This is a genomic window from Vibrio sp. T9, from assembly GCF_003123985.1.
GTDB lineage: Bacteria > Pseudomonadota > Gammaproteobacteria > Enterobacterales > Vibrionaceae > Vibrio > Vibrio diabolicus.
In genome coordinates, this window is the sequence record NZ_NIGY01000003.1 from 147,040 (window position 1) to 165,263 (window position 18,224).

Consider the following 18,224-nt stretch of genomic DNA (forward strand, 5'->3'; position numbering starts at 1 on the left):
TAGTTTTTTGAGGAGATAATTATGGCTGCAAAAGACGTATTATTTGCTAATGACGCACGTCAAAAAATGCTGAAAGGTGTGAACTTACTGGCGGACGCAGTAAAAGTGACACTAGGCCCTAAAGGCCGCAACGTTGTGCTTGATAAATCTTACGGCGCGCCAACCATTACTAAAGATGGTGTGTCGGTAGCGAAAGAAATCGAACTGAAAGACAAGTTCGAAAACATGGGCGCACAAATGGTGAAACAAGTGGCGTCCAAAGCGAATGATGAAGCGGGTGACGGTACAACGACCGCTACTGTACTGGCGCAATCTTTCATCAACGAAGGTCTTAAAGCGGTAGCTTCTGGCATGAACCCAATGGACCTAAAACGTGGTATCGACAAAGCTACTGAAGCGGCGGTTGAGAAACTACGTGAAATGTCTAAGCCATGCAGCGACAAAGAATCCATCACCCAAGTGGGTAGCATTTCTGCAAACAGCGATCGCGCGATCGGTGAAATCATTGCAGAAGCGATGGAAAAAGTGGGTCGCAATGGCGTGATTACGGTGGAAGAAGGCCAAGGTCTAGACAACGAATTGTCTGTGGTTGAAGGTATGCAATTCGACCGCGGTTACTTGTCGCCATACTTCATCACTAACCAAGAAAATGGCAGCGTAGAGCTAGACAACCCTTACATCCTATTGGTGGACAAAAAAGTCAGCAGCATCCGCGAACTATTGCCAGTGCTAGAAGAAGTGGCGAAATCTTCTCGCTCGCTATTGATCATTGCTGAAGACATCGAAGGTGAAGCGCTAGCGACATTGGTTGTGAACAACATGCGTGGCATCGTGCGTGCGACGGCGGTGAAAGCACCTGGTTTTGGTGACAACCGTAAAGCGATGATGGAAGACATTGCGGTACTAACCGCAGGTACGGTCATCTCTGAAGAAATCGGCCTAGAGCTTGAAAAAGCAACGCTAGAGCAACTAGGTAGTGCGAAGAAAGTGACCATCACCAAAGACACAACAACCATCGTGGGTGGCGCAGCAGAAGCAAGCGCGATTGCTGATCGTGTGGCTTCGATTGAAAAACAAATCGAAACAACCACTTCTCAATACGACAAAGACAAGCTTCAACAACGTGTTGCGAAGCTTTCTGGCGGCGTAGCGGTGATCAAGATCGGCGCTGCAACTGAAGTTGAGATGAAAGAGAAGAAAGACCGCGTGGACGATGCGCTACACGCTACTCGCGCAGCGGTTGAAGAAGGTATTGTTGCTGGTGGTGGTGTTGCCCTAACTAAGATCGCGAAAGAATTGGCGGATCTAAAAGGTGACAACGATGACCAAAACGTGGGTATCCGAGTTGCGCTACGTGCGATGGAAGAGCCTCTTCGTCAAATCGCAACTAACGCAGGTGACGAAGCTTCAGTCGTAGCGAATGCTGTCAAAGCGGGTGATGCCGATTACGGTTACAACGCTGCAACAGGTGAATACGGCAGCATGATCGAAATGGGTATCTTGGACCCTGCGAAAGTAACACGTTCAGCGCTTCAATTCGCGGCGTCTGTTGCTGGCTTGATGATCACGACTGAAGCGATGATCACCAACCACGTTGAAGACAAAGAACTTGATATCTAACGTTATCAATCGTTAGTGATTAAGTAGGCGTTAAAACAACAATAACATTGCAAAACCTAAGCGGGCTCGCTTGAGCCCGCGAATCAGTCATTTGAGGTAAGTGTTATGACCCGTTTACCCGCGTTTTCTTTCTCAATATCTGAGCCGAGCGGTAATGAAGCTTCGTCAACGTGGCCGACGGCTATTCACTTCCCCCTCGTTCCAGCTGGGCCAGAGTTTTCGATCGAAAATGCTCTGCCTAAACGTCCGACAGTGACAATATTCACTATCGATTTGTCTCAGTTATTTAAAGGGGACGCACGGGTCATTCATTAACTGCATCGAAACAGCCAGCGTAAGTTGGCTGTTTTTTTTTCATTTCTGGGTGTAGGTCAAACTATTGATAATGTGAATCGTTTTCGTCACGTTGATGCAGTGTATTCAATATGTTAGCTTGATTTGGGACTGTTCCCAAGTAAGGTAATAAAATAATGAATAAGAAAATACTGCTTCCCCTAATGTTAGGGATTTCCGCTACTGCTGCTGCTTCTGATAACAAGGTTGTAGAAAGTGTCTTGATTGATAACATCGCGCTAGAAGGTTACGTGAAGAAAAGTTATGAGGTCGTGATGCAAAGCGAGCCTGAGCTTTTCCCGTACGAGTTTCGTGGTAGCCGCGTGCAGATGAAGTTACTGGTTGAGTTATTCCATAACTCAAAGAACGACAAAAAAGCGGCTCGCGTGATCACTCTAGGGAATGGTTATGTACCAGGTAAGCCGGGTGTAAAACACACTTTTGATGCAGCGATTGTTGACCGTTTTACTCAAAACTACCCAGTTGCGTTCGATTACAGCATCTATCAAGCTGGTGGCACGCCTGTATTTAGTGAGGATTACTCACCGCAAAACGAAGCCAATGATGTTTCGGTATCGACAACCACGGTTGCACCGTCTATCGGCTTAACCGCGACTGCAACACCGGGCTCGGCACCAAGTTTTTCTGGCTCGTTGACGACCGATCTCGGTGTGGCTTATACGTCTCGCTACTCAAGTAAGGATTACGTCACCGCAGCCAAACCAAAGGCGTCCATGGAACGCGGTATGGGCGTTAAGTGGACCACCTCTCTTAGCCAAATTTACACCAACGATTACCAGTACTACGGTAAATGGGCGGGCGTTTACCACTACACAGGTTGTTCAAATGAGAACCTATTACCAGAAGAGAACTTGCCGCGTTTGATCTACGGTTTCAAACCGAAATTCCAGTACGTGTTCACACCAGAATTTGAGCGCGGAGAAGAGCCAAAAACGGAGATGATCGCACGAGCTGGCATGAAAGAAGTTGAAGAAGGTTTCTCTCGCAATGCGTGTAACTGGTACGATCAAGGCACAACGAGCCACTACACTGAGGCACAAGTTCGCTTCACGATTGATTGGGATACGCTCACCGTTATCACTCAATAAACGTTTCACTTATCAGACCGCAGGTTTGTGGATTGTCATGCGGCTCTAGTAGCCGCATTGTTTATGGTCGAAATCTGATCGCAAGCGCATTAAGTCTTTAAGCCCAGCATCGCGCCGAAAATGACCAATCCCGCCCCACATGCTTGATTGAGTCGATGCTTAATCTTCAACAAGAAGGCTTGTAATTGGGGTGACGTGAATAAAACAGCAACGATAGAAAACCAAATACCGTGCAGCGCAATCATATAAATCCCGTAAAATAAGGCGATATGTTGCTGACTAGAATCGGGAGAAATCACTTGGCTAAAAATACTCAGAAAAAACAGCATCGTCTTAGGATTGAGTAAATTACACAGAAATCCCTGTATGAAAAATCGCCACATTGAATACTCGCTCTGTTGAATGGTTTCTGAGTTTGACGCAGGCTGCGAGGAGAATATTCCTTTAATCCCAAGGTAGACAAGATAAGCAGCCCCAAGGTAGCGTACGAGATTAAACAACCATTCATTTTGTGAAATTAAGTAACTGATCCCCAGCATGGAGTAAGCGATGTGGATGCTTATCGCCATGCTGATACCAATCGCACTGTATACGCCAGCTTCTCGTCCTTGATTTAAACTGTTTCTTAATACCAAAACAAAGTCTGCGCCAGGGCTAATAACAATAAGTACACCCAATAACGCAAGAGTTACAAATTCCATATCGGTTTCCTGTTTGAATGATAAAGTCTGTGATGTAGCGGAATTGTAGGCGTCTTTGTTACTGACTATAATCGAAAAATATTCCCATATTGGTGAGAAAAACTCACAGATGCGTCACCTAAAATCTTTCTATGTCTTCCACGTTGCAGCGAGCTCTTCAAGCTACACTGAAGCGGCTGACAAACTGAACATCACCCACGGAGCCGTGAGTAAGCAGATCAAGCAACTTGAGCAATACCTGTCGCAACCTTTGTTTTTGAAAGAGGGTAGGAAAGCCGTGTTGACGGCAGAAGGTGAATTACTCAAGACATACACAGAAACGGCATTCCAAGCGCTAGAAACAGGCGTGAATACACTCATTCAAGAAAAGCATCAGCATCTTGAAGTGTCTTGTGAACCGACATTAACCATGCGTTGGTTGATGCCAAGGCTTGCTGCGTTTAATGACGAACACCGTGCTGATGTTCGTTTGTCGACGGCCGGAGGCCCGGTAACATTAGGATCAACCGGGCTTTCGATGGCGATTCGTCGAGACGATTTTGCTCAGCAGCACGATTACAACAAAAACATTCTTGTGGAAGAGTGGGTGGGGCCAGTCTTTTCTCCTGAATATTGGCAATCCATTCGAGACGATTTGGATGCAGTTCGATTGTTGAATAGCCAAACTAGACCGCATGCTTGGGCGGATTGGCAGCGATCAACACGTTGTGAAACCTTCAACGGCAACACTCAGCAATCATTCGCGCATTTTTATTTTTGCATACAAGCCGCAGTGGATGGCTTAGGCGTGGCGATGGGATCGTATCCTTTTGTTATGGACGATATTAAGCGCGGTAATTTGGTCGCGCCATTTGGTTTTGTGTCATCAGGTTGCAATTATGTTTTATTGAGCCAAGATAAAAAGCGTACAGAACTCGAACACAAATTCATCACGTGGTTACAAACGCAAATGGTAGAGTGTGTACCACTGCCATCGCAGAAAAATACGTAAGGCGAATAGAAGGCGTAGAGCGTGATTACGTCAGTCAGTTTGATGGAAAAGGGCTTAGGAAATTGGAAATGGAAAACCTCAATATTGTTGAAATCAAATCATTTGTTCCAGCGAAAGATTACGCGCTCTCAAAACGTTTTTATGAGGCGATAGGCTTTGATATGGCGTCAGACTTCGGTGATGTGGCGTACTTCTCTCAAGGCAGCTGCGCGTTTCTTTTACAGAATTTTTATGAGCCAGAACACGGCAATAACTTCATGATGCACTTGCTCGTAGAAGACGCAGAAAGCTGGCATCAGCACTTATCCAAAGTGGGTCATGAGGAATTTGGTTCGCGTTTGACTGAGCTGGTCGAGCAACCTTGGGGCATGCGCGAATGTTGTTTATTTGACCCTAGTGGCGTTTTATGGCGAATCGGTCAGAACATGAATACTGACTAACGCCAGTCCTGTTTTCAGAACATCTATATCGCGCAGGTATTGAGATCTCGATACCTGCGCGTTTTGTTTTTTGCTTAACCTTGCCAACGTTTCTAGCGCACTTACGCCTTTTTCGAGGTGGTGTGCGATGGGCTGACCCCAAAAAGATCCTCAAGCAGCATGGCTTTGAGTTCTGCTCTGACTTCTGCCCCACCGATTAACGCCAAAAGTGCGAGTCCACCTGGTATGAGAATCACCATCAATATTGGTCTTAAAATATAAGAAAAGCAGAATATGGTCGGCAAGAAAATCAATCCTTGGCCTAGTTTGTTTAATACGTACATGAGCGATTCCTTTTGTTTTTATATAAAATTTGAGCGTGCTCATTTTTTATAATTGAGCGCGCTCAATTTGTCAATGTCAGCCGCTCAAGGTATGATCCTTTCAGGCTCATTAAGCAGATACATCAATGACGAAGCGACAACAAACCAGAGACAAAATCCTAAAAGCCGCGTGGGCATCTTTTGCTCAGAATGGCTATGACATGACGACCACAAGGCAGATTGCGAGAGAAGCAGGAGTCGCCGATGGTACGGTGTTCAGCCACTTCCCGACCAAACTGTCGATTTTGCGCGAAGGGATGCTGACACAACTGCAACAGATCAGCCAAGAAACGCTAGTCAGTGTGGAAGGTAAGACAGCTATCGACATTGGTTTGGCGCTGACGGAGAAATACTATCGCTACTATTTTGCGAACGTCGAGCTGAGCCGAGCCTTGTTGAAAGAGGTGATTTGGGATTTGGATTATTACCAGTCGTTTAACCAAGAGTTGTTTCAATCTGCGAGCGTAAGTTCTGTTCTTGAAGACAAAATGCCGTTGATTTTTGACTGCTACTTCATGACGCTAATCGCACATTTAAGCCGAGCAGAACCGGATGTTGAAGCGGCACTTGAAGAGCTTCATGCTAAGTTTCAGCAAATCATTGCGACTGCATAAAATGGCCCCAACGCAGGATCTGAAAGAATATACTGCCTGTCATTTTATTTGCTGGACTCCCATTTTCTCGTTTCAGTTGGCGTCTCACCAAATAGCCGCTTGTAGCTTTGACTGAACTGCCCGAGATGGAAAAAACCAAAGTCAAAAGCGATTTCTGCAATTGTTCGATTACCTTCAGGGCTTTGTAGCACTCTACGTACTTGATTCAGGCGCATTCGATGTATGAACTGCTTTGGCGAAGTATTACAGCAATGTTCAAAGGTGTACTGTAGTGTTCGGCGACTGACGTGTACTGCGTCACACAGTTCACTGACGGTTATCGGTGTACGGTAGTCTAGATCCTGTAGCTGTTGTTTTATACGGTGCATTACGTGTTGACGATGAGAGATTGATATCGGATGGCTCGTGTGCAGTGAACTGAGTGAGAACAACTCCAGCACAACATCTTTTAAGATTGCTTGATGTGTGGTTTCAGACCATCTTGGCTCGGCGGAACCAAGTAACGTGCCTAAGTAGTATTTAAGTTGTTGAATGTGTTTTTCCGTCAAACCCGTTAAGTGCAATGTGTTGTTTTGGATGCTCCCAAGCTCAAGTTGATTCTCTATGGTGTGAACGAAGTTTTTGTCGAGCACTATTCCATAGATAGAGAACTGCTCCGGTGTCATTAACTCAAAATCTGCACCACCTTGTCTAAGCAAAAGCTGGCTTGCATTAAACTTGCTGTGATTTAGGTGTAGCGGTTTATTTTCCGCACTCAAACCCAACCAAATACCTCCCTGTTCAACCCTGCATTGCTGTCTTAGTGAGCGGTTACTGTCTTCTCGAAATACATGGAAATTGGGAAATCGTCGTTCTCGAATTTGACCTAAAAATCGGCCATCGCTGAGTTGATCGTATTCCTGTTGCCAGTTTATTAGGCTTGCAGCTTGTTGGTTTGCATCCTTTGTGTGATTGATGCACAGCATTGGTGCGGTTTGGGGTGTTTGGTCACTCATCCTTGTGATGCTCATTCCTTTTTTGTGAGTCATGTTGGAGCAGTTTTTATGTAACTCATTGTTTATTATTGTTTATTATTGTTTTATAAATGTTGCCAGTTTTTGATAACGCTACGGAACACATTTGGCAATACTTTCTTAAAGCTTATTGATAGTTCAGCAAAAAGCGAACCAAATAGTGAAGAGGAAGAGCAATGACGGCAACTTATCGTCGGCAACAAGGAAGTAAAGTCTATACCTTTAAGTCATTAGCTGACTTGATGGCGAAAGCGACACCGGAGCGATCAGGCGATGCGTTAGCTGGGGTTTGTGCTCAGTCAGCGGCAGAACGTGTAGTCGCACAAATGGCGCTGTCTGAGTTACCACTTAAAACGTTTCTTAACGAGGCGGTCATTCCATACGAAAGCGACGATATCACTCGCCTAATTATCGATACGCATGACCTTGAAGCCTTTAAACCGATTGAGCACTTGACGGTCGGAGATTTTCGAAATTGGCTGCTGAGTGAAGAAGCCGATGGTGAAACATTGGCTAAAATTCGTCAAGGTTTAACACCAGAAATGGTGGCCGCAGTCAGTAAGATTATGCGCAACCAGGATTTGATTCTCGTTGCTAAAAAATGCCAAGTTGTCACGGCTTTTCGGAATACGATTGGTTTGCCGAGTCGCCTGTCTACTCGCTTACAGCCGAATCACCCCACTGATTCTCTAAACGGTATCGCAGCGACCATTTTTGATGGTCTGATGTACGGAAATGGCGATGCGGTTATCGGTATCAATCCGGCAACAGATAATGTGCCTCAAGCTATCAAGTTAATGAACTTAATGGATGAGGTGATTCAACACTATCAAATACCGACTCAGTCTTGTGTGTTAACTCATGTAACGAACACGATCGAAGCCATTGAAATGGGTGCACCAGTCGATCTAGTTTTTCAGTCGATAGGCGGCACGCAAGGAACGAACGATACCTTCGGAATAGACTTATCAATTTTGAAAGAGGCCCATGAAGCCGCGTTGTCTTTGAATCGAGGTAGTGTAGGAAACAATGTGATGTATTTTGAAACCGGACAAGGTACAGCGTTGTCTGCGAATGCATTTCATGGGGTCGATCAACAGACTTGCGAAGCTCGTGCTTATGCTGTCGCGAAACAGTTCGATCCTTTGTTGGTTAATACAGTTGTTGGGTTTATTGGCCCAGAGTACCTGTTTGATGGCAAACAGATCATTCGTGCTGGGCTTGAAGATCATTTTTGTGGGAAGCTGCTTGGTTTACCCATGGGTTGCGACATCTGTTACACCAATCATGCCTATGCCGATCAGAATGACATGGATAATTTGCTGACACTGTTAGGCGTGGCCGAGTGCTCTTTCATCATGGGTATTCCAGGGTCTGATGACATCATGCTCAACTATCAAACTACCTCATTTCACGATGCCCTTTACGCAAGAAAAGTACTCGGTCTGAAGCCAGCTCCAGAGTTTGAACAATGGTTAATGGAGATGCAGATTTTCGAGAGCGTGCAAGACGTTCGGTTAAGTGAGCAAATCTCTCGCTCGTTTTCGGGAGCAATTAATCAACTGAATAAGGGGTATTCTCATGGGTAAAGTGATCACCATTGCTCAGTCCACACAAGACGAGTCTGAAGTTGTCACACACAACCCTTGGAGCAAGTTACGCGACTTCACCTCTGCTCGGATCGCTCTGGGTCGCAGCGGGAACAGTGTACCAACCAACGAGTTACTCTCATTTCAGCTGGATCATGCCCAAGCTATGGATGCAGTGCATTGCAGTTTGAATATTGAGTCTCTCGTTGCTGGTTTATCTGACTCTTACTCGATTCTTGAAAACACCTTAGAACCTCCTGTGGTAGTGAGCAGTCAAGTGAGTGATCGGCTTATGTACCTGCAAAGGCCCGATTTAGGACGGCAGCTCGATGAATCTTCTTGGCAAACGCTAAACTCGATAGCAAATGAGCATAACACTGACATTGATCTTGCGATTGTTATTGCTGATGGACTTTCTTCTGTCGCAATTCAAAACCATGCCGTGCCTGTTGTTACTCGATTGATTTCTCTTTTAAGCGCTGATGATGAACATCAATGGAAATTCGCACCTATCACAATCGTAAAGCAAGGAAGAGTAGCGGTAGGGGATGATGTTGGTGAATGTTTTAACGCTAAGGCCGTGCTGGTTTTAATTGGAGAGAGGCCCGGTCTAACTTCTCCGGATAGCATGGGTATGTATCTCACTTGGGGGGCTAAACGAGGCTCTAAAGATTCCCAAAGAAACTGCATTTCCAATGTGCGTCCCCAGGGGCTCAACTATGACGATGCCTGTGAACGCGCATTTTACTTGCTCAAGGAGGCTCGAAAATTACAACTGTCAGGAGTGAACCTGAAAGATCGCTCCGACATCAATGAGCCAAGTGGCGCAAGCGTTGAAGATAAACACAGCGACAACTTTTTAATTTCATCAAAGTAGAAGGATTTACTATGTCTAAACATCAGGAGTACTTGGCCAAAAGACAGCTAAAAAGAGGCACCGCAGGTTGGATTTTACTTGCGGGCTTAGGTGTCTCGTATGTTATATCAGGTGACTTCGCCGGTTGGAACTTTGGCATCGCTCAAGCAGGATGGGGAGGCTTTCTTATTGCTGCTATCGCGATGGCAGTAATGTATTTCACGCTAGTATTGTCTTTAGCTGAAATGTCTGCGGCGATTCCTGCTGCGGGTGGTGGTTACAGCTTCGCAAGACAGGCGATGGGGCCGACAGGCGGCTTTTTCACTGGCTTATCAGTTTTGATTGAATATGCGCTCGCGCCTGCTGCGATAGTGATTTTTATTGGCTCTGCAGTAAATGAATTGGTTGGTATTGATGGCCCTGTTGTTTACGCACTTTTCTACGCCGTCTTTATCGCTATTCATATGGCAGGGGTTGGCGAAGCTCTCAAAGTAATGATGGTCATCAGCGGTTTGGCTGTGTTAGCCATTCTCATTACTGCAGGTGTGCTTATTGGTCACTTTGATGTGAACAACTTATTCGATATTGCTCCGGCGACGGCTCAGGCAACAGAAATCTTGCCGTTTGGGTGGTATGGCGTATGGGCTGCGTTGCCATTTGCTATGTGGTTATTTCTTGCGGTTGAAGGTGTGCCTTTAGCGGCAGAGGAGGCAAAAAATCCGGCGAAAGATGTTCCAAAAGGCATCATTGGTGCGATGTTGTTTTTATTACTAACCGCAACTCTGGTGGTCGTTCTTTTGGCTGGTGCGGTTGGTTCAAAGGTCATAGGCGATAGCGCTGTGCCATTAGTTGACGCGCTGAAGCTTACAGGCAACTCAACGATAGCAATGGCCGTGAACTTACTCGGGTTAGCTGGTCTTATCGCTTCTTTCTTCTCTATCATTTATGGTTACAGTCGCTTGGTGTTTGCGCTTTCCCGCGCGGGTTATTTGCCGCAAACTTTGTCATTAACCAGCGACAAAAAAGTGCCTTCTCGTGCGCTTTTGGTTCCGGGAGTTTTTGGGTTCTTGGTTTCTCTTACGGGGGAGGGGGACTTAATCTTGGCGATGGCTGTTGTCGGCGCGACGGTATCGTACGCATTAATGTCCTTGAGCCATATTTTATTGCGAATTAAACAGCCGGAGTTAGCTCGCCCATATAAAACGCCTGGCGGGGTAATCACTTCGAGTATTTCTCTGGTGCTTTCTTTGATCGCAATGACAGGTGTTTATGCTTTTGATCCCTCAGCCTTCTTCATGACAATGGGATTGTTTCTTATCGGTGGTGTGTATTATGGTTTATACAGCCGCAACAAACTGGTGGCAGCAACCGCCGAGGAAGAGTTTGCCATGCTGTCTGTAGCAGAGCTAGAGCTTGAATCAGATGTCGTACGATAGTCACTTTGATTCTTGTTATTCAGCATATTAAGGGAGCCATAGGCTCCCTTTGTCATTTCTATCAAAAGTGCATAGCGCACAAATGCATCACTTTAACTTTATAAGTGGTTAATCATGTGAAAGTCTAGTCTGGATAACGATGGCGCAGATCCATCACAGGTAAAGGTTAAGTTTTCAAGGAAAGGTCATGATAAATAAGGTATTTAATACACTTTTGGGAACAGAGTTACCGATTATTCAAGCCCCAATGGCTGGCGTGCAAGATAGCCAAATGGCCATTGCAGTGAGTAATGTTGGCGGGCTTGGCTCGTTACCTTGTGGAATGCTGAATAAAGATGCCATCGTTAAAGAACTTCAACTTATTCAACAGGCGACCAATCGACCATTCAACCTCAACTTCTTTTGCCATGAAATGTCGGAATACGACGCTAACAAGCACGAAGAGTGGCAAAAAACGCTGCAAACGTATTTTGCTGAAGTTGGTGCAACCGTACAGGCTCAGCCAAACGCTCCGACAAGGATGCCTTTCAATCATGATATTGCTAACGTGATTGAACCATTTGCACCGCCAGTGATCAGTTTCCACTTTGGTTTGCCTGCCGATGACTTGTTAGCGCGAATTAGAGGCTGGGGAGGGAAGATCCTTTCGACAGCGACCACAGTGGATGAAGCACTGTGGCTGGAAGCAAAAGGCGTTGACGGCATTATCGCTCAAGGCTTGGAGGCTGGTGGACACCGAGGCATGTTTTTATCGGATGATTTAACTACTCAATTAAGTCTGATGGCGTTATTACCACAAATCGCCAAACGGGTGAATTTGCCTGTTATTGCTGCAGGCGGAATCGCTGATAGAAGCGGTGTGGAAGCTGCGTTGAGATTAGGAGCGAGTGCCGTTCAAGTTGGCAGCGCCTATTTGTTGTGTGATGAGGCAAAAACCTCGTCTTTACATCGATATGCGATTGCCAGTGAGCGCGCGCAGCATACGGCGGTGACTAATGTTTTCTCGGGCAGACCAGCACGAGGCATTGTGAATCGCGCGATGTCGGAGCTAGGCTACATCTGTGAGTCTGCGCCGAAATTCCCATATGCTTCCATTGAAATGACTCAGTTAAGAGCGCTTATGGAGAAGCAAAACCGAGATGAATTTACGCCGTTGTGGTGCGGACAAAATTCGTCGGGTTGCAAAGAAGTTTCGGCAGCAGAAATGACACTGTCATTAGTGGAAGGGATTGATTTGAATTGACTTATTCGATAATAAATAGAGCCCTTTGGGGGAAAGGGCTCTTAGGGGGAGGAGCTTAAGGTTTAAGCTTTCACAAGAGTCGCTGCATTACGCATCGCTTCTTTCGTTGAACACTCAACAACGTTTGCTTTTGCAAAGCGGTGAGCGTCTTTTACTTGGATATCGTGAGCTAGAATAACCAGCTTCGCGTTTGCTACATCTAGGTCAGTGATGCGGTTCTGGATACCGTTTTGACCTTGAGTTTCTACTTTGATTTTCAGACCCGCTGCCGCACCTGCTTTCTCTAGTGCTTTCGCTGCCATGAATGTGTGTGCTACGCCAGATGGGCAACATGTTACTGCTACGATGTCGTACTCGCCTTCGCCTGCTGCTGGAGCCGCTTGAGCTTGTGCAGGTGCTGCTTCTGCGATTTCGTCTTCTGCTTCTTCTTCAGCAACGGGTTTCCAGAAGCCAACGATAACTGCTGTTGTTAGTGAGCCTAGTGCGATACCCACAACGTACATTGGGATGTTGCTTGATACAGGTGCTGTGATTAGACCGCCCCATGGTGCGTGTAGTAGTACGTCTGTTAGGAAGCCGAACACACAGCCAACGATACCACCAGCAACGATTGAAGGAAGAACGCGTACAGGGTCGTTTGCTGCGAATGGGATAGCACCTTCAGAGATACCGATAGAACCCATGATTGCTGCTGCTTTACCTGCTTCTTGCTCTTGCTTAGTGAACTTCTTCTTGAATAGGAATGTTGCTAGTGCCATACCTAGAGGAGGCGTACAGATTGCGATACCAACACCACCCATTAGCCATGGTTGAGTATCAACTTGAGTTTGAGCGAATAGCGTTGCTACTTTGTTGATTGGACCGCCCATATCGAATGCAGTCATACCACCAAGAATCGTACCTAGAACCACTTTAGAAGCGCCAGCCATAGAAGCTAGGAATTCGTTCATAGAAGCCATGAAGATCTTGATTGGCTCACCGATACCCCATAGAACGATACCTGCAGAGATAAGCGTACCAACAAGTGGGTAGATGAAGTAAGCGCCCAACGCAGTCATGTTAGCAGAAAGAGGGATCTTCTTAAGTTGTAGAACTACACCACCAGCGATAAAACCAGCGACGATACAACCTAGGAAGCCGCCGCCCATGTCAGCCATGATGCCAGAAGAGATCATCGCTGGCGCTAGTGCTGGTTTGTCTGCAATTGAGTAACCGATGAAGCCACCAAGAATAATTGGGAACAACACCAGACCTTTAATACCGATATTAGAAATATCAGCCAATAACCCGTCTGCAGGAACCGCACCTTTACCGGATGCCATTACCGCCAACGCCAGTAGTACACCACCCGCAACGATAAATGGAAGCATGTGAGAAGTACCGAATAAAAGGTGACCTTTCATGGTACTTAGGAGTTTTTTGAAATCGCTATTATTGCTAGCTTGAGCTGTGATTGTACTCATAATTTCACGCCTTATGAATTAATTAAAATATTTAGTATTTGGTTTTCGTCTTTTGCGTTATGAATATCTTCAATAAACTCTTCGCTAAATTTTCCGAATAATTCTTGAAGAACATAAATATGGTGGTCGGCACCGTTATCAGGTGAAGCAATCATAAAGAATACGGTTGGTTTGACTCCCTCTTCGTCGCCATACTCGATGCCTTCGTGCTTTACGCCAACGGCGATTGCAGGCTCTGTAACCGCTTTGCTTTTTGCGTGTGGGTAGGCGATGCCGTCCATTGAAGTCACGCTTAATGCTTCACGTGCTTCGATGTCGGTTAAAAAAGCCTCTTTGCTACTGATTCGATTATTTTCGAATAGCATCTGTGCTAGCTCTTCAAAGACTTCTTTTTTATTATTTGCTTGAAGGTTGCCGTTAATTAAATTGACGTTTGTTAGTTCTGTAATCATTTTGTGACTCATTGGTACTGAAGTAATGAGTCAAATTTAATTAATGAAGTGGTTTTCGGAAATAGTAAAAAAAAACCAATAACTATACTTTTGTATCACTCAATCTTAAGTGTGATAGCCGTCATTAATAATGCGGAATATTATAAAATTTATTATGTGATTTATATTCCAGTTATTTTGAAATAAATAACTGGACATGAAAATGAACTGGAGGAGGATCAATAGCCCTGGTTAGGATGCAAAAAGAGGCGTTGCGCCTCTTAGTTTTGAGATAATAGAAACAGTGATAAAAGCTGGCCATTAATTTCTATATTTATGCAGCAAATCTAACGGGATATGGCAGTAGTCGTTTGGAAAGCGCGTGAGTCGGTCTTGGTGCTCATCATCACTTGGCACGTAGTTTGTGAGTGGCAGTACTTCTACGGCGATTTTATCGGCATCCGGCCTTGCTGCGATAAACGCTTTAGCAATCGTTAGGTGTTGCTCGTTTTGGCTATAAACACCGGTACGGTACTTCTCACCTACGTCTTCACCTTGCTTGTTAACACTGTGCGGGTCGATGATCTCAAACAGATACCCCATTAAAGTTTCAACCGACACTTGTTCAGGGTCGAACTGGGTTTTCACGCATTCTGCGTAACCATCGTATTCGGATTGAGTGTTATCCGTCGTGCCATTTGCTCGTCCTGCTTCGGTGCTGATTACGCCGGGAAGGTGGCGCATAAATTCTTGAACGCCCCAAAGGCAGCCGCCTGCGAAGTAAATCTTTTCCATCATTTTATCCTGTAAAACTTTGCGCCATTATGGACATCACTTTCGCTCAAACACAACTCCAACCATAGATTTAATGACTCATCGATGAGCAGTTCGGACATAAAACAGGAACAACTCGGTGATGATTTGCTCTCTTTTTTGTGCTGCTTTTCCTCGTTAGATTGAGCGCAGTTAAGAGCTAAGGGGAACCCTAATGAAAATTGAACATATCGCGATTTGGACAGAACGTTTGGAAGAGTTAAAAGCCTTCTATGAGAAATATTTTAACGCGGTGTCTAACGATAAATACCACAACCCAACTAAGCAGTTTTCATCTTACTTTCTTTCGTTTGAAAGTGGAGCGCGATTGGAGTTAATGTCGATGGAGGGTGTGACCGCTTGTGAAAAATCTCATGCGATGCAGGTAACAGGATTAGCACACTTTGCCTTCGCTTTAGGATCAGAGCAGGCGGTGGATCAATTAACCAAAACCTTAGTAGATGATGGTTACCAATGGATCGACGGTCCGAGACAAACGGGTGATGGTTACTACGAAAGCTGCGTATTAGATCCGGATGGCAACCGTCTAGAGCTTACGGTGTAACGCAGCTTCGCTTATTTCTATCGTTCACAGGCTGCTTTCATATGAAAGTATTCGGGCGTATACTGCAAGCTCATTAATAAGGAGTGAGCCTGTGAACCCAAGACAAAATGAAATCCTGCAATTAGTGAATGATCGTAAACGCGTTCAAGTCACGGAGCTTTCTGACATTATCGGCGTGTCGGGCGTGACCATCAGGCAGGATTTGAATTTTCTGGAGCAACAGGGCTATCTAAAGCGCGTACACGGCGCAGCTACCGCATTGCAAAGTGATGATATTGATACCCGATTAGAAGTCCGTTTCGATATTAAACAATCACTTGCAAATAAAGCGGCAGACTTGGTCGCGCCAAGTGAGACAGTGCTGATTGAAGGTGGGAGTGCAAACGCATTACTGGCTCGCACTTTAGCTGAACGCGGCGATGTGACCATCATTACCCCATCGGCGTACATCGCCCACCTCATCCGTAACACCTCAGCTAACATCATCTTGCTCGGTGGTGTGTATCAGCATCAAGGCGAGAGCTTAGTTGGACCGTTAACTAAGCTATGTATCGAGAACATTCACTTCAGCACGGCTTTCCTGGGTATTGACGGCTTTCATCAAGACACTGGTTTTACTAGCCGAGACATGATGCGTGCCGATATCGCAGAGGCTATTCTGGCAAAGAATAGACGTAACATCGTACTGACGGACTCCAGTAAATTTGGACAGATTTATCCATCTTCAATTGGCAATACCAACGAAATATCGGTGTTGTTAACCGACAAAGCCGCTCCGAAAAGCGACCTTGAGCAAATCAAAAAGCTAGGTGTGGAAGTGGTGTTGGGGTAAGTGCTAATGGCTCTCCGACCATACTGCGAATTCATTTCCACTTGGTTCGGTGAAGTGGAATCGGCAGCCGCCGGGAAATTCGAAAATAGGGCGGATAATTTTTCCACCATGCTGCTCAACTTTTATCTGCGTGGCCTGAATATCTGAGCTATAAAACACTAAAAGTGCGCCACCATTTGCGGTTTGGTTTACAAACTCAGATTTGAAGAATCCGCCATCTAACCCTTGTCCTGAAAATGCAGAGTATTCAGGACCATAATCGATAAAAGTCCAGTCAAAGGCACGCTCAAAAAATTGTTTTGTAGCGTTAATATTGGTGGAACCAAATTCGACGTAATTCAATTTTTCATGTTGATGCATAGTGAAATCCTTCTCGGTTACTATCGTCTCTAGGCGAATTTTTCTACGATGATGTCATCCGCTTTTTCGACAAATAATGCGCCTTGATCCTTGAGCTCTGTCAGCACATTTTCAACATTATCAGGCAGCACTGCGCGAGTTGAAGCAAGGTTGACCACCACATTGTAGCCAAGATCCAGTGCTTGCATGACGGATTTCTTCACACAAAAATCTAGCGCGAGACCACCGATCACTAGGGTATCAATCCCGTTGAATTTTAGAAATTCATGTGCACCTGTCGTTTTAGTATCGGCAATATCATGGAAGAAAATACCGTAAGGATGCGCATCAGGATCCATGCCTTTATTAACTTGAAAATCATAGTCCAAAACAGGTGGTAAACCGTCTAAAAGTTCAGAACCTGTTGTGCCAAGTACACAATGGCGGTTCCATTTTATATCCACATTGGGTAGACCGACGGGTTCAAGCATGTTGGCTGGTGTTTCGGCATCCCATTTTGCTTTTGGTGGGTGTAAGTCACGACTGACCAGTTTTAATCGGCCTTTGGCATGATTACTCAGAAGCTCCGGTACGATTTCCAACGCACCTGCAACGGGCAGTTCATTTGGACATAACTCGCTAAAGCCTTTCTCTGGATCAACGTCGATCACTGCTGTAGTTTGATAGTTTACTCGAACAGTCATGGCAGACTCCTTGTCTGTCTGATTGCCTGCGTTTATCCACGCAAACAGTTTTGAAAAAAGGTTACTTCGTCGCTGGTCAGCGTATATACCATTGCGGGTTTTCCACCTTTGCCTTTGTTGGTAGAAGCGACTTTATTGGTGGGTTTTAGTACGCCTGAATCTATCAAGCGGCGCTTAATCGTCATTCGGCTAATATCAATACCAAACTCTTGATAAGCAGAAATGATGTCGGCAACCAAAAACTCTTTGTCTAATGCAAACAAAAGAACCGATGTGTATTCAATGGATGCACGAAGCTTCTGCCACGCTTTTTCAATGGTTTTTTGATGGTCAAACGCGAGGGTCTCTTCTCCATTGAGTATAGACTGTAGCGAAAACCATTTAAGTTGGCACTCTGGTACACCTGCATTGTTGATTTGCTCTACATTGTTACGATCGACCAAGGCGTAGTGCGTAATGTTTAAGCTCCAGTCTTCTGGATCACGCTTTGGATCACCGTCGATAAAAGCTTCACTAAAGTGACGAGGGTAAGTATGGATTTTCTCGCGGCAAATTCGGCGGCGCGCCGCCTCAAAGTTTTCATCGGCCGGGCGTCCTCCTTCACTGGTTAAGTCTTTATCAAAGACAAATCCGCCCGGTAGTGCCCAGACTCCATGGTATGGCCGATTTGGATTTGAACGTTTAATCAACAACACTTCCAGTCCTTTATCGGCACAGCCAGATAGCCTGAATGGAATAATGTCGACAGATACGATCATGGTTGGGTCCTA

Annotated in this window: 21 protein-coding genes; 12 read left to right on the forward strand and 9 right to left on the reverse strand. The window is 45.5% G+C overall.

Annotated features, from left to right (window positions below; translation table 11 throughout):
• The first annotated feature begins 21 nt into the window (after nucleotides 1–21).
• From groL to CBX98_RS07470, 3 genes are all read left to right on the forward strand, one after another.
• Nucleotides 22–1,620: a chaperonin GroEL gene (groL, locus tag CBX98_RS07460; protein ID WP_005395280.1), complete on the forward strand. Its 1,599-nt coding sequence runs from the start codon at nucleotides 22–24 to the stop codon at nucleotides 1,618–1,620.
• A gap of 105 nt (nucleotides 1,621–1,725) precedes the next feature.
• The gene (locus CBX98_RS07465; RefSeq protein ID WP_005395278.1) at nucleotides 1,726–1,935 is read left to right on the forward strand and encodes a hypothetical protein; all 210 of its coding nucleotides are present in this window, start codon (nucleotides 1,726–1,728) and stop codon (nucleotides 1,933–1,935) included.
• A 155-nt stretch (nucleotides 1,936–2,090) separates the two neighbouring features.
• Nucleotides 2,091–3,062, forward strand: coding sequence for a leukocidin family pore-forming toxin (locus tag CBX98_RS07470; RefSeq protein ID WP_109168879.1), 972 nt, complete (start codon nucleotides 2,091–2,093; stop codon nucleotides 3,060–3,062).
• An 89-nt stretch (nucleotides 3,063–3,151) separates the two neighbouring features.
• Here the strand turns inward: CBX98_RS07470 and CBX98_RS07475 are convergent, their stop codons facing one another.
• Nucleotides 3,152–3,763, reverse strand: coding sequence for a LysE family translocator (locus CBX98_RS07475; protein ID WP_109168880.1), 612 nt, complete (start codon nucleotides 3,761–3,763; stop codon nucleotides 3,152–3,154).
• Between the two features lie 109 nt (nucleotides 3,764–3,872).
• Between CBX98_RS07475 and CBX98_RS07480 the strand changes: the two genes are divergently transcribed.
• Together CBX98_RS07480 and CBX98_RS07485 are read left to right on the forward strand one after the other, a co-directional pair.
• Nucleotides 3,873–4,754: a LysR family transcriptional regulator gene (locus tag CBX98_RS07480; RefSeq protein ID WP_109168881.1), complete on the forward strand. Its 882-nt coding sequence runs from the start codon at nucleotides 3,873–3,875 to the stop codon at nucleotides 4,752–4,754.
• Between the two features lie 68 nt (nucleotides 4,755–4,822).
• The gene (locus CBX98_RS07485) at nucleotides 4,823–5,194 is read left to right on the forward strand and encodes a VOC family protein (RefSeq protein ID WP_005395273.1); all 372 of its coding nucleotides are present in this window, start codon (nucleotides 4,823–4,825) and stop codon (nucleotides 5,192–5,194) included.
• 101 nt (nucleotides 5,195–5,295) lie between these two features.
• Here the strand turns inward: CBX98_RS07485 and CBX98_RS07490 are convergent, their stop codons facing one another.
• The gene (locus CBX98_RS07490) at nucleotides 5,296–5,517 is read right to left on the reverse strand and encodes a hypothetical protein (RefSeq protein WP_029795550.1); all 222 of its coding nucleotides are present in this window, start codon (nucleotides 5,515–5,517) and stop codon (nucleotides 5,296–5,298) included.
• Between the two features lie 125 nt (nucleotides 5,518–5,642).
• Here CBX98_RS07490 and CBX98_RS07495 point away from each other — a divergent pair, with 125 nt between their 5' ends.
• The gene (locus CBX98_RS07495; RefSeq protein WP_109168882.1) at nucleotides 5,643–6,170 is read left to right on the forward strand and encodes a TetR/AcrR family transcriptional regulator; all 528 of its coding nucleotides are present in this window, start codon (nucleotides 5,643–5,645) and stop codon (nucleotides 6,168–6,170) included.
• 44 nt (nucleotides 6,171–6,214) lie between these two features.
• On the opposite strand, the gene CBX98_RS07500 is transcribed toward CBX98_RS07495, so the two are convergent.
• The gene (locus CBX98_RS07500) at nucleotides 6,215–7,165 is read right to left on the reverse strand and encodes a helix-turn-helix domain-containing protein (RefSeq protein ID WP_109168883.1); all 951 of its coding nucleotides are present in this window, start codon (nucleotides 7,163–7,165) and stop codon (nucleotides 6,215–6,217) included.
• 194 nt (nucleotides 7,166–7,359) lie between these two features.
• On the opposite strand from CBX98_RS07500, the gene CBX98_RS07505 reads away from it, so the two are divergent.
• The 4 genes from CBX98_RS07505 to CBX98_RS07520 all read left to right on the forward strand — a co-directional run bounded on the left by CBX98_RS07505 (nucleotide 7,360) and on the right by CBX98_RS07520 (nucleotide 12,307).
• Complete coding sequence (locus CBX98_RS07505; protein ID WP_005388715.1) at nucleotides 7,360–8,772, forward strand: ethanolamine ammonia-lyase subunit EutB; 1,413 nt, start codon at nucleotides 7,360–7,362, stop codon at nucleotides 8,770–8,772.
• Nucleotides 8,765–9,649, forward strand: coding sequence for an ethanolamine ammonia-lyase subunit EutC (gene eutC / locus CBX98_RS07510; protein ID WP_109168884.1), 885 nt, complete (start codon nucleotides 8,765–8,767; stop codon nucleotides 9,647–9,649). The genes CBX98_RS07505 and eutC overlap by 8 nt, the downstream gene beginning before the upstream one ends.
• A gap of 11 nt (nucleotides 9,650–9,660) precedes the next feature.
• A complete protein-coding gene (gene eat, locus CBX98_RS07515) occupies nucleotides 9,661–11,064 on the forward strand; it encodes an ethanolamine permease (protein ID WP_065645660.1) in 1,404 nt (467 codons plus the stop codon).
• A 187-nt stretch (nucleotides 11,065–11,251) separates the two neighbouring features.
• On the forward strand, nucleotides 11,252–12,307 hold the full coding sequence (locus CBX98_RS07520; protein WP_109168885.1) for a nitronate monooxygenase: 1,056 nt from the start codon (nucleotides 11,252–11,254) through the stop codon (nucleotides 12,305–12,307).
• A gap of 62 nt (nucleotides 12,308–12,369) precedes the next feature.
• On the opposite strand, the gene CBX98_RS07525 is transcribed toward CBX98_RS07520, so the two are convergent.
• From CBX98_RS07525 to CBX98_RS07535, 3 genes are all read right to left on the reverse strand, one after another.
• Nucleotides 12,370–13,770, reverse strand: coding sequence for a fructose-specific PTS transporter subunit EIIC (locus tag CBX98_RS07525; RefSeq protein ID WP_006741333.1), 1,401 nt, complete (start codon nucleotides 13,768–13,770; stop codon nucleotides 12,370–12,372).
• Nucleotides 13,771–13,781: 11 nt separating this feature from the next.
• Nucleotides 13,782–14,222, reverse strand: coding sequence for a PTS sugar transporter subunit IIA (locus CBX98_RS07530; RefSeq protein ID WP_006741334.1), 441 nt, complete (start codon nucleotides 14,220–14,222; stop codon nucleotides 13,782–13,784).
• A 300-nt stretch (nucleotides 14,223–14,522) separates the two neighbouring features.
• Nucleotides 14,523–14,996 carry a peptide-methionine (S)-S-oxide reductase gene (locus CBX98_RS07535; protein ID WP_109168886.1) on the reverse strand — a complete coding sequence of 158 codons (474 nt, stop codon included), beginning with the start codon at nucleotides 14,994–14,996 and terminating at the stop codon, nucleotides 14,523–14,525.
• Between the two features lie 193 nt (nucleotides 14,997–15,189).
• On the opposite strand from CBX98_RS07535, the gene CBX98_RS07540 reads away from it, so the two are divergent.
• Both CBX98_RS07540 and CBX98_RS07545 read left to right on the forward strand, forming a co-directional pair.
• A complete protein-coding gene (locus tag CBX98_RS07540; RefSeq protein WP_005429448.1) occupies nucleotides 15,190–15,579 on the forward strand; it encodes a VOC family protein in 390 nt (129 codons plus the stop codon).
• Between the two features lie 91 nt (nucleotides 15,580–15,670).
• Nucleotides 15,671–16,411: a DNA-binding transcriptional regulator YciT gene (locus CBX98_RS07545; protein WP_006741337.1), complete on the forward strand. Its 741-nt coding sequence runs from the start codon at nucleotides 15,671–15,673 to the stop codon at nucleotides 16,409–16,411.
• Nucleotides 16,412–16,414: 3 nt separating this feature from the next.
• Here the strand turns inward: CBX98_RS07545 and CBX98_RS07550 are convergent, their stop codons facing one another.
• From CBX98_RS07550 to CBX98_RS07560, 3 genes are read right to left on the reverse strand one after another with little or no spacing between them, the layout of a single operon-like run.
• On the reverse strand, nucleotides 16,415–16,771 hold the full coding sequence (locus CBX98_RS07550; RefSeq protein ID WP_047008027.1) for a VOC family protein: 357 nt from the start codon (nucleotides 16,769–16,771) through the stop codon (nucleotides 16,415–16,417).
• A 29-nt stretch (nucleotides 16,772–16,800) separates the two neighbouring features.
• Nucleotides 16,801–17,454, reverse strand: coding sequence for an isochorismatase family protein (locus tag CBX98_RS07555; RefSeq protein WP_005392655.1), 654 nt, complete (start codon nucleotides 17,452–17,454; stop codon nucleotides 16,801–16,803).
• A 32-nt stretch (nucleotides 17,455–17,486) separates the two neighbouring features.
• Nucleotides 17,487–18,212 carry an NUDIX domain-containing protein gene (locus CBX98_RS07560; protein WP_065646362.1) on the reverse strand — a complete coding sequence of 242 codons (726 nt, stop codon included), beginning with the start codon at nucleotides 18,210–18,212 and terminating at the stop codon, nucleotides 17,487–17,489.
• Nucleotides 18,213–18,224 lie beyond the last annotated feature (12 nt).

What these genes read in the sequence shown, in the direction of transcription:
- CBX98_RS07475 (WP_109168880.1), bottom strand. Translation starts at nt 3,763, where the DNA reads ATGGAATTTGTAACTCTTGCGTTATTGGGTGTACTTATTGTTATTAGC.
- CBX98_RS07480 (WP_109168881.1), top strand. Translation starts at nt 3,873, where the DNA reads ATGCGTCACCTAAAATCTTTCTATGTCTTCCACGTTGCAGCGAGCTCT.
- CBX98_RS07470 (WP_109168879.1), top strand. Translation starts at nt 2,091, where the DNA reads ATGAATAAGAAAATACTGCTTCCCCTAATGTTAGGGATTTCCGCTACT.
- CBX98_RS07505 (WP_005388715.1), top strand. Translation starts at nt 7,360, where the DNA reads ATGACGGCAACTTATCGTCGGCAACAAGGAAGTAAAGTCTATACCTTT.
- CBX98_RS07525 (WP_006741333.1), bottom strand. Translation starts at nt 13,770, where the DNA reads ATGAGTACAATCACAGCTCAAGCTAGCAATAATAGCGATTTCAAAAAA.
- CBX98_RS07555 (WP_005392655.1), bottom strand. Translation starts at nt 17,454, where the DNA reads ATGACTGTTCGAGTAAACTATCAAACTACAGCAGTGATCGACGTTGAT.
- CBX98_RS07495 (WP_109168882.1), top strand. Translation starts at nt 5,643, where the DNA reads ATGACGAAGCGACAACAAACCAGAGACAAAATCCTAAAAGCCGCGTGG.
- CBX98_RS07490 (WP_029795550.1), bottom strand. Translation starts at nt 5,517, where the DNA reads ATGTACGTATTAAACAAACTAGGCCAAGGATTGATTTTCTTGCCGACC.
- CBX98_RS07535 (WP_109168886.1), bottom strand. Translation starts at nt 14,996, where the DNA reads ATGGAAAAGATTTACTTCGCAGGCGGCTGCCTTTGGGGCGTTCAAGAA.
- CBX98_RS07520 (WP_109168885.1), top strand. Translation starts at nt 11,252, where the DNA reads ATGATAAATAAGGTATTTAATACACTTTTGGGAACAGAGTTACCGATT.
- eat (WP_065645660.1), top strand. Translation starts at nt 9,661, where the DNA reads ATGTCTAAACATCAGGAGTACTTGGCCAAAAGACAGCTAAAAAGAGGC.
- eutC (WP_109168884.1), top strand. Translation starts at nt 8,765, where the DNA reads ATGGGTAAAGTGATCACCATTGCTCAGTCCACACAAGACGAGTCTGAA.
- CBX98_RS07560 (WP_065646362.1), bottom strand. Translation starts at nt 18,212, where the DNA reads ATGATCGTATCTGTCGACATTATTCCATTCAGGCTATCTGGCTGTGCC.
- CBX98_RS07530 (WP_006741334.1), bottom strand. Translation starts at nt 14,222, where the DNA reads ATGATTACAGAACTAACAAACGTCAATTTAATTAACGGCAACCTTCAA.
- CBX98_RS07500 (WP_109168883.1), bottom strand. Translation starts at nt 7,165, where the DNA reads ATGAGTGACCAAACACCCCAAACCGCACCAATGCTGTGCATCAATCAC.
- CBX98_RS07550 (WP_047008027.1), bottom strand. Translation starts at nt 16,771, where the DNA reads ATGCATCAACATGAAAAATTGAATTACGTCGAATTTGGTTCCACCAAT.
- CBX98_RS07540 (WP_005429448.1), top strand. Translation starts at nt 15,190, where the DNA reads ATGAAAATTGAACATATCGCGATTTGGACAGAACGTTTGGAAGAGTTA.
- groL (WP_005395280.1), top strand. Translation starts at nt 22, where the DNA reads ATGGCTGCAAAAGACGTATTATTTGCTAATGACGCACGTCAAAAAATG.
- CBX98_RS07485 (WP_005395273.1), top strand. Translation starts at nt 4,823, where the DNA reads ATGGAAAACCTCAATATTGTTGAAATCAAATCATTTGTTCCAGCGAAA.
- CBX98_RS07465 (WP_005395278.1), top strand. Translation starts at nt 1,726, where the DNA reads ATGACCCGTTTACCCGCGTTTTCTTTCTCAATATCTGAGCCGAGCGGT.